Source organism: Pigmentiphaga daeguensis, from assembly GCF_039523035.1.
In the GTDB taxonomy this organism is placed as follows: Bacteria; Pseudomonadota; Gammaproteobacteria; order Burkholderiales; family Burkholderiaceae_B; genus Pigmentiphaga; species Pigmentiphaga daeguensis.
Genome location: NZ_BAAAEN010000003.1, coordinates 144,929 through 161,500, shown reverse-complemented (window position 1 = coordinate 161,500; position 16,572 = coordinate 144,929). Strand labels below are relative to the sequence as shown.

General features: G+C 69.1%; 13 protein-coding genes and 1 tRNA gene. 3 read left to right on the top strand and 11 right to left on the bottom strand.

Annotated elements, in window-relative coordinates; translation table 11 throughout:
• Window positions 1-4: 4 nt before the first annotated feature.
• The 9 genes from ABD104_RS05650 to miaB all read right to left on the bottom strand — a co-directional run bounded on the left by ABD104_RS05650 (window position 5) and on the right by miaB (window position 10,036).
• Window positions 5-757 (bottom strand): lysophospholipid acyltransferase family protein, encoded by a 753-nt coding sequence (locus tag ABD104_RS05650; protein ID WP_087837691.1) that lies wholly within the window; start codon window positions 755-757, stop codon window positions 5-7.
• On the bottom strand, window positions 757-1,332 hold the full coding sequence (gmhB, locus tag ABD104_RS05645; protein ID WP_087837690.1) for a D-glycero-beta-D-manno-heptose 1,7-bisphosphate 7-phosphatase: 576 nt from the start codon (window positions 1,330-1,332) through the stop codon (window positions 757-759). The genes ABD104_RS05650 and gmhB overlap by 1 nt, the downstream gene beginning before the upstream one ends.
• Before the next feature lie 143 nt (window positions 1,333-1,475).
• Window positions 1,476-3,608 (bottom strand): glycine--tRNA ligase subunit beta, encoded by a 2,133-nt coding sequence (glyS, locus tag ABD104_RS05640; protein WP_279820913.1) that lies wholly within the window; start codon window positions 3,606-3,608, stop codon window positions 1,476-1,478.
• Window positions 3,609-4,508, bottom strand: coding sequence for a glycine--tRNA ligase subunit alpha (gene glyQ / locus ABD104_RS05635; RefSeq protein ID WP_087837688.1), 900 nt, complete (start codon window positions 4,506-4,508; stop codon window positions 3,609-3,611). It abuts the gene before it with no gap.
• Window positions 4,509-4,609: 101 nt separating this feature from the next.
• Window positions 4,610-6,238: an apolipoprotein N-acyltransferase gene (gene lnt / locus ABD104_RS05630; protein ID WP_343927301.1), complete on the bottom strand. Its 1,629-nt coding sequence runs from the start codon at window positions 6,236-6,238 to the stop codon at window positions 4,610-4,612.
• Between the two features lie 14 nt (window positions 6,239-6,252).
• Window positions 6,253-7,149, bottom strand: coding sequence for a CorC family transporter (locus ABD104_RS05625; RefSeq protein ID WP_087837348.1), 897 nt, complete (start codon window positions 7,147-7,149; stop codon window positions 6,253-6,255).
• A 28-nt stretch (window positions 7,150-7,177) separates the two neighbouring features.
• Complete coding sequence (gene ybeY, locus ABD104_RS05620) at window positions 7,178-7,681, bottom strand: rRNA maturation RNase YbeY (protein WP_087837347.1); 504 nt, start codon at window positions 7,679-7,681, stop codon at window positions 7,178-7,180.
• On the bottom strand, window positions 7,653-8,672 hold the full coding sequence (locus ABD104_RS05615) for a PhoH family protein (RefSeq protein ID WP_343927238.1): 1,020 nt from the start codon (window positions 8,670-8,672) through the stop codon (window positions 7,653-7,655). Before ABD104_RS05615 ends, ybeY begins: the two co-directional genes overlap by 29 nt.
• Window positions 8,669-10,036 (bottom strand): tRNA (N6-isopentenyl adenosine(37)-C2)-methylthiotransferase MiaB, encoded by a 1,368-nt coding sequence (gene miaB, locus ABD104_RS05610; RefSeq protein ID WP_243724459.1) that lies wholly within the window; start codon window positions 10,034-10,036, stop codon window positions 8,669-8,671. The genes ABD104_RS05615 and miaB overlap by 4 nt, the downstream gene beginning before the upstream one ends.
• A 389-nt stretch (window positions 10,037-10,425) precedes the next feature.
• Between miaB and ABD104_RS05605 the strand changes: the two genes are divergently transcribed.
• A tRNA-Met gene (locus ABD104_RS05605) sits at window positions 10,426-10,502 on the top strand.
• A gap of 64 nt (window positions 10,503-10,566) precedes the next feature.
• Here the strand turns inward: ABD104_RS05605 and ABD104_RS05600 are convergent.
• Together ABD104_RS05600 and ABD104_RS05595 are read right to left on the bottom strand one after the other, a co-directional pair.
• On the bottom strand, window positions 10,567-12,405 hold the full coding sequence (locus ABD104_RS05600; RefSeq protein ID WP_343927237.1) for a sensor histidine kinase: 1,839 nt from the start codon (window positions 12,403-12,405) through the stop codon (window positions 10,567-10,569).
• Entirely contained in the window at window positions 12,405-13,073 is a 669-nt protein-coding gene (locus ABD104_RS05595) for a response regulator (RefSeq protein WP_087837343.1), read from the bottom strand. The genes ABD104_RS05600 and ABD104_RS05595 overlap by 1 nt, the downstream gene beginning before the upstream one ends.
• Window positions 13,074-13,267: 194 nt before the next feature.
• Here ABD104_RS05595 and ABD104_RS05590 point away from each other — a divergent pair, with 194 nt between their 5' ends.
• On the top strand, window positions 13,268-15,451 hold the full coding sequence (locus tag ABD104_RS05590; RefSeq protein ID WP_279819842.1) for a sulfatase-like hydrolase/transferase: 2,184 nt from the start codon (window positions 13,268-13,270) through the stop codon (window positions 15,449-15,451).
• Window positions 15,438-16,559 (top strand): formylglycine-generating enzyme family protein, encoded by a 1,122-nt coding sequence (locus ABD104_RS05585; RefSeq protein WP_165963100.1) that lies wholly within the window; start codon window positions 15,438-15,440, stop codon window positions 16,557-16,559. Before ABD104_RS05590 ends, ABD104_RS05585 begins: the two co-directional genes overlap by 14 nt.
• Window positions 16,560-16,572: the final 13 nt, after the last annotated feature.

Here is a 16,572-nt window from a genome sequence, read left to right as displayed (position 1 = left end):
GCGGTCAACCGGCGGCGCGTTCGGCGCCCCGGGCCTCCGGATAGCGCTCGGGGTTGAGCTGGCGCATCTCGGCTTCGATCCAGTCCTCGACGCGGCGGTTGATCTCGTCGGCGGTCAGGCCCTGCGGATCGATAGGCGGGCCGATGGAAACGGTGACCAGGCCGGGGCGCTTGACGAAGGCCTTGCGCGGCCAGCATTCGCCCGCGTTGTGGGCGATGGGCACCACCAGGGCGCCGGTGCGGGCGGCCAGGCGAGCGCCGCCGCTCTTGTACTTGCCTTTCTTGCCCGGAGCGATGCGGGTGCCTTCCGGGAACATCACCATCCAGCGGCCCGCGGCCAGGCGCTCGCGGCCCTGCGCCACCACCTGCTCGAAGGCGTCGCTGCCTTTCTTGCGGTCGATGGCGATCATGCGCAGCCCCGCCAGGCCCCAGCCGAAGAACGGCACCCAGTTCAGTTCGCGCTTGTACACGTAGCAGATCTCGCGCGGCATCCAGCCGGCCAGGAACATGGTTTCCCAGGTCGACTGGTGCTTGGGCAGCAGGATGGCCGGTTGATCGGGCAGGTTTTCCCAGCCCTTGACGCGCCACCGTATGCCGACGATCCAGCGGGCACCCCAGATCATCAGGCGCGGCCAGCCTATCGTGAGCCGGTAGCGCCACCGCAGGGGCAGCGGCAGCCACAGCACGCAGGCGATGGCGTAGGGAATGACCGTGGCGATGAAGAAAACCGAGAACAGCAGCGACCGGAGCCAGCGCATCAGTGCTCCTCGGCCTGGGCCGCGGCTTCGAGCGCGTCGGCCACCTCGCCCAGGTCGTTCCAGACCACGGTGCCGGCCGGCAATTGCCCCTTGGCGAGGGTCTTGGGGCCGTTGCCGGTCAGTACCAGCCAGGGCGTGCATCCCGCGGCCGCCGCGGCTTCCAGGTCGCGGGCCGAGTCGCCCACCGAGGGCACGCCGTGCAGGTCGGCCTCGAAGCGCCGGGCGATTTCGCGGTACAGGCCGGGCAGCGGCTTGCGGCAGTCGCAGCCTTCATCCGGCGCATGCGGACAGACGAAGATGGCGTCGATGGCGCCGCCATGCTTGGCCAGCGACGCCCGCAGCTTGGCGTGGATCGCGTTCAGCGTGGCCGCATCGAACAGGCCTCGGCCCAGGCCCGACTGGTTGGTGGCGACCACGACGCGATAGCCGGCCTGGTTGATCCGGGCGATGGCCTCGAGCGCGCCGGGCAGCGGAATCCACTCGTCCGGCGACTTCACGAAGTCGGGGCTGTCCTGGTTGATGACGCCGTCGCGGTCCAGGACCACCAGCTTGGGGCGGGCAGGAGTGGTGGGCATGTCAGGTATCCATGGTGTGGCACGATGCGCATCGCATGAAACGAGCGCGACTCGATCCGGGACGCAGCGGATCCGGCTTTGCCGGTCCGCCTGCGTCGCCCCCTGGGGGGCGCGCGTCAGCGCGTAGCGGGGGGCTCATCATGTCAGGCGGTTGCCAAACGGGACAGATCGGCCACGTGGTTCATCGTGCGATGCAGTTCGGCCAGCAGCGCCAGGCGGTTGGCCCGCACGGCGGGATCCTCGGCCATGACCATGACGTCGGCGAAGAAGGCGTCGACCGGTTCGCGGGCCTGCGACAGCACCGTCAGGGCGCCGCCGAAGTCGCCCTGCGCGAACTTGCCTTCGGCCTGCGGCCGCAGCGTGCGCACGGCCTGCGCCAGCGCCTGTTCGGCTGGCTCCTTGAGCAGGGCTTCGTCGACCGCGCCGGGTTCGCCCTCGACCTTCTTGAGCAGGTTGCCGATGCGCTTGTTGGCGGCCGCCAGCGCGGCGGCCTCGGGCAGCGCCGAGAAGGCGACCACCGCGCGCACCCGCGCCGGCACCTGGGCCAGGGGCGGCGTCACGGCGACCACGGCATCGACCGCGGCACGGTCGAACTGGCCGGCCAGCTGGTTGCGGTAGCGTTCGAACACGAAGGCGCGGACCTCGTCGATCTGGGCCGCCGTGGGCGGCGTGGCGAAGGTTTCCGCCGCCCGCGCCAGCAGGCCGTCCAGCGTGAGTCCGCTGCCGTCGGCGGGCAGGCGCCCACCCGCATCGAGCTGCTCGAACGCGCTGATCAGTCCCAGCGCCGCGCGGCGCAGGCCGTAGGGGTCCTTGTCGCCGGTGGGCACCAGGCCGATGCTCCAGATGCCCAGCAGCGTTTCCGCGCGTTCGGCCACGAACAGCGCGGCCGCCGTGGCGCCGTCGGCGTCGACGGGCCGGTCCAGCCGGATGCGGTACTGCTGGCGGATGGCCTCGACCACGTCGGGGGCTTCGCCGTCCGCCGCCGCGTAGTAGGCGCCCATGACGCCCTGCAGTTCCGGGAACTCGCCCACCATGCCGGTGACGAGGTCGGCCTTGGCCAGCAGGGCGGCGCGGTCCGCGCGTTCGGGGTCGGCGCCGATCGCGCCGGCCACCCAGCGCGCCAGCGCGCGCACGCGCTGCGCGCGTTCGAGCTGGGTGCCGAGCTTGTTGTGATAGACGACGGTGGCGAGTTGCTCGACCCGCTGGGCCAGGGGCACCTTCTTGTCGGTCTCGAAGAAGAAGCGCGCGTCGGCCAGGCGCGGCCGCACGACCCGCTGGTTGCCTTCGACGATGTTGGACGGGTTGGCCAGCGCCATGTTGCTGACGATCAGGAAGCGATGCGTCAGCTTGCCGGTGGCGGCGTCGAACAGCGGGAAGTACTTCTGGTTCAGCCGCATCGTCAGGATCAGGCATTCCTGGGGCACGGCAAGGAATTCGGATTCGAACTCGCCCACGTAGACCGTGGGGTACTCGACCAGCGCGCATACCTCGTCCAGCAGCGAGGCCACGTCGGCCTCGTCGCCCAGCGACGACTGCAGGCGCGCGGCCTGGTCGCGCAGCTGGCGCTCGATGGCGGCGCGACGCTGTTCGAACGAGGCGATCACGCGGCCCGGCTCGTGCAGCAGCGCCTCGTAGGCGTCGGCCGAGGGCAGTTCGATCGTCGCCTGCGACTGGAAGCGGTGGCCGCGCGTGTTGCGGCCGGCGCGCAGGCCCAGCGCGGAGATGTCGACCACCGTGTCGCCGTGCAGCGCGACCAGGCCGTGCGCGGGGCGCACGAAGCGGACGGTGGTGACGCCGTCGGCCAACTGGTAGCTCATGACCTTGGGGATGGGCAGCTTGCCCAGCGTATCTTCCAGCGCCGCCTGCAAGGCGGGCGCCAGCGCCGCGCCCTTGGCGATGCCGCGGTACACGAGCTGTTCGTTCTTGCCGTCCGACTCACGCGCCAGCCCGGAGACGTCCACGCCTTCCAGGCCCTTGGCCGCGAGCTTCTTCAGCAGCGCGGGGGTGGGCTGGCCAGTGGCGTCCAGCCCCACGCTCACGGGCATGAGCTTTTCGGAGAATTCGCTGTCGGCTGCTTGCGGCAGCACGGCCGACAGGCGTACGGCCAGCCGCCGCGGCGTGGCATAGGCGGTGGCGGTGCTGCCCTCGGCCAACAGACCCCGGCTCTTCAGGCCGGCGGCGATGCCTTCGGCGAAGGCCTGTCCCAGGCGGTTGAGCGCCTTGGGCGGGAGTTCCTCGGTGAACAGTTCCAGCAGGAGGGGTTGAGCGGCCGGCATTTACGCGGCCTCCTTGCGTGCAAGCATGGGAAAGCCCAGTCGTTCTCGTGATTCGTAGTACGCCTGCGCGATGGCGCGCGACAGGTTGCGGATGCGGCCGATGTAGGCGGCGCGCTCGGTGACGCTGATGGCGCCGCGGGCATCGAGCAGGTTGAAGGTGTGGGCCGCCTTGAGCACCATCTCGTAGGCCGGCAGCGCCAGCGGCACTTCCACCAGGCGCTTGGCCTGGGCCTCGTAGTCGTTGAAATGGCGGAACAGGGTCTCGGCCGACGAATGCTCGAAGTTGTAGGTGGACTGCTCGACTTCGTTCTGGTGGTAGACGTCGCCGTAGGTGACGCGCGTGCCGTCCGGCGCTTCGGTCCAGACCAGGTCGTAGACGCTTTCCACGCCTTGCAGGTACATGGCCAGGCGCTCCAGGCCATACGTGATCTCGCCCATGATGGGCTTGCAGTCGATGCCGCCGACCTGCTGGAAGTAGGTGAACTGCGTCACTTCCATGCCGTTGAGCCAGACCTCCCAGCCCAGGCCCCAGGCGCCCAGCGTGGGGTTTTCCCAGTCGTCCTCGACGAAGCGGATGTCGTGTTCCTGGGGATCGATGCCCAGCGCCTGCAGCGAACCGATGTACAGGTCGAGGATGTTCGGGGGCGAGGGCTTGAGCACCACCTGGTACTGGTAGTAGTGCTGCAGGCGGTTGGGGTTCTCGCCATAGCGGCCGTCCTTGGGGCGACGCGAGGGCTGGACGTAGGCCGCGCGCCAGGGCTCGGGGCCGAGCGCCCGCAGGAAGGTGGCGGTGTGCGACGTGCCGGCACCGACTTCCATGTCGTAGGACTGCAGGAGGGCGCAGCCTTGCTGGCTCCAGTATTCCTGGAGTCGGAGAATGATTTGTTGAAATGTCAGCATGGTGTTGGAGTAGATGCGGCCGCGGGCGGCCTTGCGGCACGGCCAAACCCTGGATTTTAACTGGCCCGGGCGAAATACGGACGGACGGTGCCGCGGCGGGCTCAGTCCACGCGCCGGACCCGCAGCCAGCCCAGTACCGCCAGCAGGGCCGCGACGATGAACAGGATGGGCACGTTGCCGGTGCGGGCGTAAGGCGTGAGCCCCGTGGTGCCCTGCACCGTGGCGTCCAGCGCGCCGGCGGTGTGCGGCGCCAGTTCGCCCACCACCTGCGCCCGCTCGTCCACCACCGCCGTCATGCCGGTGTTGGTGGCGCGCAGCATGGGGCGACCGGTCTCGCGCACCCGCATGCGGGACATCTGCAGGTGCTGGGGCAGCGCCAGCGAATTGCCGAACCAGGCCAGGTTGCTGACGTTGGCGAGGATGGTGGCGCCCGGGTCGGCCGGCCCGGGTCGGACCGCGGGCAGCAGTTCCTCGCCGAACACGTCCTCGTAGCAGATGTTCATCGCGATGTACTGGCCGCCGATGTCGAACGGTTTCTGCCGTTCCCGGCCCCGGTCGAAGTCACCCAGCGGCATGACCATCTCGTCCACGAACCAGCGGAAGCCGGGCGGCACGAATTCGCCGAAGGGGACCAGATGGCGCTTGTCGTAGCGGTGCGCGACGCGGCCGGCGACCAGTTGTTCGGGCGAGCTGCGGCCATCCAGCGAGATGACGCTGTTGTAGTAGTAGTCGCGGTCGGGATGGATGTCGCGCATGGCCACGCCCAGCGCGAACGTGCCGCCCCGCAGCGCGGCGCTGTCCACCCATTCCTTCCAGGCCTCGGCGCTGAGCTGGTCCTGGAACACCGGCACGGCGGTCTCGGGCAGCAGCGTCAGGGCGATGGGCTTGCCGTCGGCCCGCGGGGGCTCGGCCAGGTCGCGGTGCCGGTCCATGCCCTGCCAGATCTGCGCCGGGTCGAACTTGTCGGACAGCGGGATATTGGCCTGGACCAGCCGGACGGTCAGCGGCGCGCCGTAGGGTTGCACCCAGTTCCAGGCGGCGCCCGCCATGCCGACGGCCAGCGCGGCCAGTGCCGCCGCGGGCGCGCGCCAGCCCGGGCCCAGCGCGGCCGCGATGCCGGCGGCGCGGCGTTCGGCCACGGCGCTGGCCGCCCAGACCAGCCCGGAGGCGGTCAGCGCGGCGGCGAAGGCGACGCCGTAGACGCCCAGCAGCGGAGCCCAGCCTTGCAGCGGGCCGTCGACGTGGGCATAGCCGATGTTGAGCCAGGGGAAGCCGGTGAACAGGATGCCGCGCAGCCATTCCGAGCCGGTCCAGGCCACCGCCATCGCCAGCACGCACGTCAGCGGCGAGGCCAGCCGGGCGGGGCGGCCCGCGGTGGCCGGCCGTTGCGACAGCCACCACGCCACGCCGGTGGCCAGCGCGGGATACAGCGACAGATAGGCGGCCAGGAGGCCGACGCCCAGCGCGGCCAGCGGCGCCGCCATGAAGGCGTAGACGTGCAGGCTGATGTAGATCCAGGACACGCCGACCAGGAAGGTGCCGGCGCCGAAGGCCGCTCCGGTCCAGATGGCGCCCCGCAGGCCCTCGGCGCGCCAGGTCAGCCAGCTCATGCCGCCGAAGGTGGACAGCTGCAGCACCGGCAGGAACCAGGCGGGAAACGGGGTGGGCGCGAAGGCCAGTCCCTGCAGCATGCCGAGGATCAGCGCTCCGGCCAGCGCGGCATAGGGCATGGGCACGGGCGGGCTCAGCCTTGGTTGGGAAGCGGGGCCGCGGGCGCGGCGCCAGCCGCCAGGCGGGAGACGCGCAGCCACAGCGCGCGGCGGGCGTCGGCGCGGATCACGTCTATGCGCAGGTCGTCGCGTTCGATGCGGTCGCCGCGCCGGGGAATGCGGCCCAGGGTGCCGGCCATCCACCCGCCCACGGTGTCGTATTCGTCGTCGTCCAGCGACGAGCCGAAGGTCTCGTTGAAGCGGCGGATGTTGGTCAGCGCCATGACCCGCCAGCGGTTCTTGCCGTCGGGGAAGATGGACTGCTCGACGGCGGCGTCGTCGAACTCGTCCTCGATCTCGCCCACGATCTGCTCGAGCACGTCCTCGATGGTGATCAGGCCGGCGGTGCCGCCATGTTCGTCGACGACGATGGCGATGTGGTTGCGGTTGCTGCGGAATTCGCGCAGCAGCACGTTCAGGCGCTTGGATTCGGGGATGAAGACCGCCGGCCGCAGCAGCGTGCGCAGGTCCAGTTCGCGGTCGATCATGTAGCGCAGCAGGTCCTTGGCCAGCAGGATGCCGATGACGTTGTCGCGGCTGTCCTCGTATACCGGGAAGCGCGAGTGGGCGGTCTCGATGATGGTGGGCAGCAGGACGTCGATGGGCTGCAGGACTTCCAGCATGTCCATGCGCGAGCGCGGGATCATGATGTCGCCCGCGGTGAGCTCGGAAACGGCCAGCACGCCCTCGATCATGGACAGCGCCTCGGCGTCGAGCAGGTCGCGGCTGTAGGCCGCCTCGAGCACGGCCTTGAGGTCCTCGCGGTCTTCCGGTTCGCGGTGGATCAGCGCCGAAAGCCGTTCGAAGAAGGTTCTGGGTGGGTGTTTGGGCGTACGCGAAACGTACGCCGGACTAGGCGAGGTGTCTGACATCGTCCAATAGGACAAGTGTTGCAAAAGTTTAGGATACCCGATACGGGTCGGGTATTGCCATCTCGGCCAGGATACGGGTCTCCAGGGCCTCCATGCGCCGGGCGTCGCGATCGTTCAGGTGGTCGTAGCCCAGGGAATGCAGTACGCCGTGGACCACCAGGTGGGCGGCGTGATGCAAAAACGGCTTTTTCTGCGCCCGGGCCTCGGACGCCAGCACCGGCAGGCACAGCACGATGTCGCCGCCCACCACGCCCTCCGGGTCCGCGCCGTATTCGAAGGTCAGCACGTTGGTGGCGTAGTCGCGCTGGCGGAAATCGCGATTCAGCCGCCGGCCCTCGGCGGCGCCCACCAGCCGCAGCGTCAGGGCGACTCCCGCCACATGGGCCAGTTCCGGCGCCCGCAGGGCCTGGGTCACCCAGCGCCGCAGCCGCCAGCGCGGCAGCCTGGCCTCTTCCTGCCCGTACTGGACGGCCAGGGACAGCGCCGGCCCGGCGGCGGCCGCGCTAGCGGCCCGGGGCGTTCTGCTGGCCATGCTTCTCGTAGGCGTCGACGATGCGCGCCACCAGCGGGTGCCGCACCACGTCGCCGCTGGTGAACTGGGTGAACGAAATGCCCTGCACCGAGGCCAGCACCTGCGAGGCGTCCAGCAGGCCGCTGCGCTGGCCCTTGGGCAGGTCCACCTGCGACGGATCGCCGGTGATGACCGCCTTGCTGCCGAAGCCGATGCGCGTCAGGAACATCTTCATCTGCTCGGGCGTGGTGTTCTGCGCCTCGTCCAGGATGACGAAGGCGTGGTTCAGCGTGCGCCCGCGCATATAGGCCAGCGGCGCGATCTCTATCGTCTGCTTCTCGAACAGCTTGGTCACGCGTTCGAAACCGATCAGGTCGTACAGCGCGTCGTACAGCGGACGCAGGTAGGGGTCGACCTTCTGCGTCAGGTCGCCCGGCAAAAAGCCCAGCCGCTCGCCCGCCTCGACCGCCGGCCGCGTCAGCACGATGCGGCGCACCGACTCGCGCTCCAGCGCGTCGACCGCGCAGGCCACCGCCAGATAGGTCTTGCCGGTGCCGGCCGGGCCCATGCCGAACGAGATGTCGTGCGCCAGGATGTTGCGCAGGTAGTCGCGCTGGCGCGGTGTGCGGCCGCGCAGGTCCTGCCGGCGCGGCAGGCGCAGCACCACCTCGGCCTCGTCCGGGGCGCCCTGCGGCGGCGTGTCCTCGTCGGTGTCGTGGGCGGCGGTCATCGCGCCCAGCTCGACCAGGTTCAACTGCAATTGGTCCACCGACAGCGGCTGGTCCGCGTGCTCATACAGGTATTGCAGCGCCGCCGAGGCCGCTTCGGCGCGTTCGCCTTCCAGCGTGATGCGGTGGCCGCGGCGCGCCAGTTCGACGCCATAGGCGGCGGCCAGCTGGCGCAGGTTCTCGTCCAGCGGGCCGCAAAGATTCGACAGCCGGGCGTTGTCGTCGCCCAGCGATACGACGACCGGCGCGGCGCGGCGGTGGGAAGCGCGGGAGGCGGCCGTCATGCGGGCACGCCCCCGGCCGTCTCGCGCGTTACGACCTCGCCGCGCAGCGTGTGCGACAGCGCTGTGGTGATGCGGATATCGGCCACCTGGCCGACCAGCCGCGCGGGTGCGGGGAAGTTCACGATGCGGTTGTTCTCGGTGCGGCCCATCAGTTCGTTGGGATCCTTGCGCGACGGGCCTTCGACGATGACCCGCTGCGTGGTGCCGACCATGCCCTGGCTGATGGCCGCGGCCTGGTCGTTGATCAGCGCCTGCAGGCGCTGCAGGCGCGCCAGCTTGACGGCCTGCGGCGTATCGTCGGCCAGGTCGGCCGCCGGCGTGCCGGGGCGGCGCGAATAGACGAACGAGAACGAGGTGTCGAAGCCGACCTCGTCGATCAGCCGCATGGTCTTCTCGAAGTCTTCTTCGGTTTCCCCGGGGAAGCCCACGATGAAGTCCGACGACAGCGACAGCCCGGGCCGGGCGGCGCGCAGCTTGCGCACGATGGACTTGAACTCCAGCGCCGTGTAGCCGCGCTTCATCGCCGCCAGCACGCGGTCGCTGCCCGCCTGCACCGGCAGGTGCAGGAAGGACACCAGCTTGGGCAGGCGCGCATAGGCCTCGATCAGCCGCGGCGTCATTTCCTTGGGATGCGAGGTCGTGTAGCGGATGCGCTCGATGCCGGGGATGTCGTGCACGTATTCCAGCAGCAGCGCGAAATCGGCGATCTCGGCCGAGTCGCCCATCCTGCCGCGATAGGCGTTGACGTTCTGCCCCAGCAGCGTCACTTCCTTGACGCCCTGGTCCGCCAGGTCGGCGATCTCGGTCAGCACGTCCTCGAACGGGCGCGACACTTCCTCGCCGCGGGTGTAGGGCACGACGCAGAAGCTGCAATACTTGCTGCAGCCTTCCATGATCGACACGAAGGCCGTGGCGCCTTCCACCCGGGCCGGCGGCAGGTGATCGAACTTCTCGATTTCCGGGAAGCTGATGTCCACCTGCGACACGCCCGAGGCGCGCCGCCTGGCGATCAGCTCGGGCAGCCGGTGCAGCGTCTGCGGACCGAACACCACGTCGACATAGGGCGCGCGCGCCACGATGGCCTCGCCTTCCTGGCTTGCCACGCAGCCGCCCACGCCTATGACCAGGTCCGGCTTCTCGCGCTTGAGCATCTTGGCGCGGCCCAGGTCGGAGAAGACCTTTTCCTGCGCCTTCTCGCGCACCGAACAGGTGTTGAAGAGGATGATGTCCGCGTCTTCGGGACGATCGGTGATTTCCAGCGGCTGGTCGGCGTTCAGGACGTCCACCATCTTGTCCGAGTCGTACTCGTTCATCTGGCAGCCGAAGGTGCGGATGTACAGCTTGCGGGGAGTGGGATTGCTCATGTCGATTGCCGTGACGGGGTTATAGCCCGGGGGCAGGAAGGCGGAACACGCCATTTTAACAGAGGGGCGGGGTTGGACGGACGCCACGCCGGCGCCGTGTTCAGGTCTCTGTCAGTCCCCCCGGTCTAGACTGGAGCCTCAGATGATTGCTTTGCCGCTAAGGGCGCCGGCGGAATCCGCAGATCCCCAGCGCCTGGCAGGGTTGTTGTCCGACACCGATACCGCGCTTCCCCCGCGAGCATATTGAGGCGCGGCATTGTGTGCTCCCTATTGGCCCGACAGTTTACTGTCGGGCCATTTTTTTGGGTGATTCCGGGGTATTGGCCTGGGCCGGACGCCCATTTGCGTCCCGTTTCCGGACTGTATATAATCGCGGTCTTAGATTTTTTGGCGCATTAGCTCAGCCGGTTAGAGCGACGGAATCATAATCCGCAGGTCCCCTGTTCGAATCAGGGATGCGCCACCAGAATTCATGCGGCCCGCAGCGATGCGGGCCGTTTTGTTTTCAGCGGCCGGTGGCAGCCACGCCTTCACTCCGGCAACCGCGCCGGAAACACCAGCAACAGCCTCGCACCATCGTCTCCCATCGTGAACGCCACGCGCCCGCCCAGCTCGCGGGCCCGGCGTTGCATGTTGCGCAGCCCGTTCCCCGTGCCGGCCTGGAGCGGCCGGCCCCCATCATTGGACACCGATAGCGTCGCCATCCCGTCCTCGGTCGTCCTGCCTTCGATGGACAGGCGACGCGCGGGCCCATGGCGGATGGCGTTGGTGACGGCTTCCTGGAGGATGCGCAGCACGGACAGGGCGTTCTGCGGCGTGACGCCGGTGACCGCGGGCAGTTTCTCGGTGGACCAGTGGAATGCGATGCCCAGGCGCCGCAGTTGCGGCTCGAGCCGTTCGCGGAAGGCCGCCAGGGCCACGCCCAGGTCGCCGTCGCCCAGGTCCAGGGAATGGACCACCAGCCGCAGGTCGTCGAGCGCGGCCCGGGCCGCGCGCTCGATGGCCTGGCCGCCCTCCGGGTGGCGTTCGGAAAGAGCGATGATGGCGACGAGGTGGCCGCTCATCCCGTCGTGCAGGTCCCGCATCAGGCGCTGGCGTTCCTGTTCGCGCACCATCTGGCCGGCGTGGATTTTTTCCTTCTCGTGCAGCAGCCCCAGTTCGGACTCCCGCGCCGCCAGTTTCTGCCGCAGCGTGTCGTTGGCATGGTCCAGGCTGTTCAGGCTGCGGGCCAGCCGGCCCATCAGGATGACCATGATGGCCAGCAGCATCAGGGTACGGGCGTACGAGGCAAGCAGGAAGGGGTCGTCGTATCGTCCGGTCACCACCAGGACGTCGTGCACGCCGAACCAGACCGTCAGCGCGCAGGGCCCCACCATGATGGCGGCATCCCAATTCTTGTCCTGCGCGAATTGATGCGCCAGGATGCCGGCGGCGGCGACATAGGCGGTCAGCGTGATGCAGGCGCTCAGAAGTCCGATCATCGGGAACGGAACCAGGCCGGTCAGCCCCAGGGCCAGGAGACATGCCGGAACGGCGATGACGGCCGGCAGCAGCTGCCTGGGGCGGCGCCGTCCCGCAATGGCCAATGCCATGCCGATCGCCATCAGGCCGACGGCGGACATGAGCGAGATCGACTGGAGTTGCTCCAAGGTGCCCAGCGTGGCGTGCGGGGACTGGGCCACGACGACCAGGATGCTGGTGATCGACATGGCGGCCAGCCATCCAAAGACCGGGTCGTGCCGGCGGGCGGTCCAGATGCTGGCGATGCCTATCGCCAGGGCGATGTGCAGGGCGAAGGTCATGGCGCGGACTTCCTCGATGAGGAAGTTCGACAGCTGGTACGCGGGCATGACCACGGCGGCGGTTCCCACGCTGACCTGGGAAAGACGGCCCGGCAGCCATCCGATCTTGCGGGTCTGCCGCAGCAGGATTTCGTTGTGGCCCGGGTGGATCGCGCCGTCGGGAATCCGCGCCAGGAAGGCATAGCCGCTGGTGGGCGTCGACCACACGGTATCCGGCGCCGTGTCCGCCCTGCGGCCGTTGACCCAGGCTTGGACGTGATGGCGGACGGCGGGGATGAACAGGAACATCGACTCGCCCGGTACGTCGGTGGCGTGGAAGGAAAGGCGATAGCTGCCGGTCGTCAGTTCGTAGAGCGTCTCGGGCAGCCAGTGGTGCGGCAGGGAAACCTGCTGCTCCGGGCCTTCTCCTTCCTGGATGAAGCGCGCTTCGGCGATCGCCAGGGCGCCAGGCGGGGGCGAGGTGTCAACGAGGTGGGGCAGGGCGCCGATCGCGATCGTGGCGGCGATCAGCAGAATCCAGGCGATCAGCTTGCCACGGTCGTGCGACAGGCCAGCGCGCGCTTCCATCACAGCCTGATGAGCCCGAGCCGCGAAGCCTCGAACACGGCCTCGGAGCGGTTGGTGGCTTGCAGCTTGCGATAGATGTTGCGGATATGGACCGGAACGGTCTGCCGGGAAATGGCGAGCTTGTCGGCCAGTTCGCCATAGGTGAAGCCCTTGGCGATGCCCCACAGGATGTCCATCTCGCGTTCGGTCAGGATGGGTTTGTCCGCGGTCTTCCCGGCGTTGCCGGCAGCGTGTCCCTGTTCGGCCAGGCGACGGACCAGGACGCGGGCGATGCGCGAGGAGATGGGCGAACGGCCGGCCATGACGTCCCGGATCGCGTCGAGCAGGTCGATGGAGTCGGCGTCCTTGAGCAGGTAGCCGGCGGCGCCCGCCTCGATGGCATCGAGGACCGAGCGCTCATCGGCCAGGATGGAGATGACCATCGCCTCGGCCTTGGGCTGTCGCTTGGCCAGGAAACGGATGGCATCGATGCCGCTGCCGTCGGGCAGGTTGAGATCGGTGATCAGGAGATCGATCTCGTTGGCCCCGATGGCGATCAGGGTTTCCTCGAGGTTGGCGCAAGCCGCGCACAGGTTCGCTTCGGGCCATTCGCCGATGATGCGGGCGAGGCGCTCGCGTATGGGCCCGTCGTCTTCGGTCAGCAGAATCCTGAGCGGACCCTTCGTCATTGCAGTTCTCCTGGCCGCGCTGCGGCCGCGGCCGTCCCGCGGGCCTGGCGCGAGCGCGCATTTCTCCATTGAGCAAGTATCGCAGAGGCCGCCGCGCCGGCCATACCATGTACATGGTATTCAGCCGCCGGCCCAGGCGTGACTAAGATGCGCCCATCGCGGGCGATCGACCGCGCGGGTCCGGGGGAATACCAATGAGAAGATACATCCGCATGGCGGCGATGGGAGCCGTCGCCATCACGCTACTGGCCGCCTGCGGCGGCGGATCGTCCGGCGGCGGGGACGGGCAGGCCGAGGGGCCGGGCACGAGGCCGCCCAATATCCTGTTCGTCGTGATGGACGACGTGGGCATCGACCAGATGTCCGCCTTCGGCTATGGCGGCGCCACCGCGCCCAGCATGCCCAACATCAATGCGGTCGCCGCGGCCGGCGTGCGTTTTCGCAATACCTGGTCGATGCCGGAATGCTCGCCGGGACGGGCGGCCTTTTTCCTGGGCCGCTACCCGACCCGCACCCGCATCTACCAGGCCATCGGTCCCAACGATCTGGCGAATTCCCAGGTGTCGCCGTACGAGACGACGGTGCCCAAGCTGCTCAAGCGGGCCAACTACGAAAGCGCGATGTTCGGCAAGTTCCACCTGGCCGGCCCCGAGAACAACGAGGCCGGCAACGCCACGCCCAGCGTGCTGGGCTGGGACCATTTCTACGGCTGGATAGGCGGGCTGCCGGCATCGATCGACTCGACCGCGGGCGGCATCGCGGCCGAGAAGACCTATGCCTGCGGTTTCGTGCCGGGCAAGGCCGCCGGGGGCGCGGACTCGGGAGCCTGCTACCGGGCCGACAACAGCTGCACGACCGTCAGCCGCACCTCGCCCCTGCAGGATGCGGCCGGTCTGCAATGCCTGTCCGCGGGCGGCATTTTCGTGCCCGGCCAGAGCTGCGGCAAGGTGCCGGCCACGCTGGACTTCGAGCGCGAGAATGCCTATTACGTCTCGCCGCTGGTGATCATCGATGGCGGCAAGGTCACCGAAGTTCCGCTGACGGATGCGCGTGCGCGCGGCTATCGCACGCGCATCGAGACCGATGCCGCCATCGACTGGATCAAGTCGCGTCCGTCCTCGCGCCCGTGGATGGCCACCGTCAGCTATAGCGCCGCCCATACGCCCTGGCAGCAGCCGCCGCGCAGCCTGGTGCCGGTCAGCGGCAACGCGCTGTCCGACGGCTGGGACTGCAATGGCACGCTGACCGGCCGCCTGATCCAGGACCAGATGACCGAGGCCATGGACACCGAGTTCGGCCGCCTGCTGGTGGAGACGGGGCTGGCGCGGCGCGGCGACGACGGCCGGCTGCAGTACGACCCGAAGGCTGCCAACACGGTGATCGTGATCGTGGGCGACAACGGCACGCTGGGGTCGGCGGTCAAGCTGCCGTTCAGCGGCTCGCGGGCCAAGGGCACGGCCTACCAGACCGGTGTCTGGGATCCGCTCATCATCGCCGGGCCGCTGGTCGCTCAACCCGACCGCGAGGTCGATCACATGGTCAACATGGTGGACCTGTTCCAGTTCTTCGGCGAGGTGGCCGGCATCGACGCGCACGCGGCGGTACCGCGCACGATCGACTCGGTGGCCATCCTGCCCTACCTGACCCACCCCGACCAGCCCAGCCTGCGCACCATCAACTTCACCATCGGCGGCTACAACCAGCAGGCCGATGGCGGGCGCAACGGCGCCTGCGTGATCAATACGAGCTGCACCCAGATCCCGGTGTCCAAGAGCGTGTGCGAGGACAACCAGGGTACCTGGTGGGGAGCCGGCCATGACGATCCGTCGGTGGTGCCCGATGGCGGCGCCGGCTACGGTTCGTGCTGGAGCGTGAACCAGGCGCTGTACAAGGCCGGCCGCGATCAGCTCGATATCCTGCCCGAGATCTCGGCCGCGATCCGCAACGACCGTTACAAGCTGGTCCGCAACACCCGCCAGGCCTACGATGCCGCGAGCGACAGCGGCACCACGGTGGTCACCGAGGAGCTGTACGAGGTCGACCAGGCCACGCCCACGCCGCTGCTCGATACGCCCGACCGCGATCTGCTGGCGGCTTCCCCTTCCGCCGAGGTCAATGCCGCCTACGTCGACCTGCGCGCCAGGCTCGACGAGATGCTGGCCGCCGATCCCGACTGCCCGGGCGACGGCAACCGCGACGGCGTGGTCGATGCGCAGGACCTGTCCAACTGGAGCCGGCTGGCCCGCGACTGGGGCCTGTCCAGCGTCTATGACTTCGTGATCGGCAGTGTGCTCGACGGGCGCACCAACGACGCCGACGGCCAGATCGTCCGGAACAACCTGGGCAAGACCTGCCCCAAGAGCCATGGCATCTACTGACCCCAAGAATGGCCGCCGGCGCCTGCTGATGGGCGGAGTGGCCCTGGCGGCCGCGGGCGCCGCCGCCGGCGGTGTCCTCGGGTGGCAGGCGTGGCGCAGCCGACCCGCGCAAAGGCCACGCGTCGTGCTCGGCGACGGCGTCCGTACGCCCCAGGGCATGGCCTGGGTGCCGGGCGGCGTGTTCCTGATGGGCAGCGATCACCGGCTGGCCTATCCCAACGAACGCCCCACGCACCAGGTGCGCGTCCCGGGCTTCTGGATGGATGTCACGCACGTCACCAACGACCAGTTCGCCCGCTTCGTCCGGGAAACAGGCTACGTCACCACCGCCGAACGGAAGCCGGACTGGGAGACCGTGCGCGTGCAACTGCCGCCCGGCACGCCGCGCCCGCCCGACGACGTGCTGGTGCCCGGGGCCATGGTGTTCGTCGGCACCGACCGGCCCGTGCGCCTGGACGACTATTCCCGCTGGTGGCGCTACGTTCCGGGTGCGGACTGGCGCCATCCCCAGGGGCCGGGCAGTTCCATCGAGGGCAAGGGCGGCCACCCGGTGGTCCAGGTCAGCCATCCCGACGCGCTGGCCTATGCCAAGTGGGCGGGCAAGCGCCTGCCGACCGAGGCCGAATGGGAGTTCGCCGCGCGCGGCGGCCTGGAGCAGGCCACCTATGGCTGGGGCGACGAACCGCTGGTGGACGGCGCGCGCCAGGCCAACTACTGGGACGTGCGCGAGCGCCGCTTTCCCGTGGTCAGTCCGCGCGCGGGCGGAGCGGCCGGCACGGTCGAAGCGGGCACCTTTCCGCCCAATGGCTATGGCCTGCTGGACATGACCGGCAACGCCTGGCAGTGGGTGGCTGACTGGTACCGCGCCGACTACTTCGCGCAGCAGGCCAGGCTGCCGGCCCATCCCATCGACAACCCCCAGGGGCCGGCCGGCTCCTATGACCCCGGCGAGCCCGGCGTTCCGTTCGATGCGCCCAAGCGGGTCATCCGCGGCGGCTCGTTCCTGTGCAACGAAGACTATTGCCTGTCGTACCGGCCCAGCGCCCGGCGCGGCTCCGACCCCTACAGCCCCATGTCCCACCTGGGATTCCGGCTGGTCAGGACTTGAAAGGGAGAGCAAG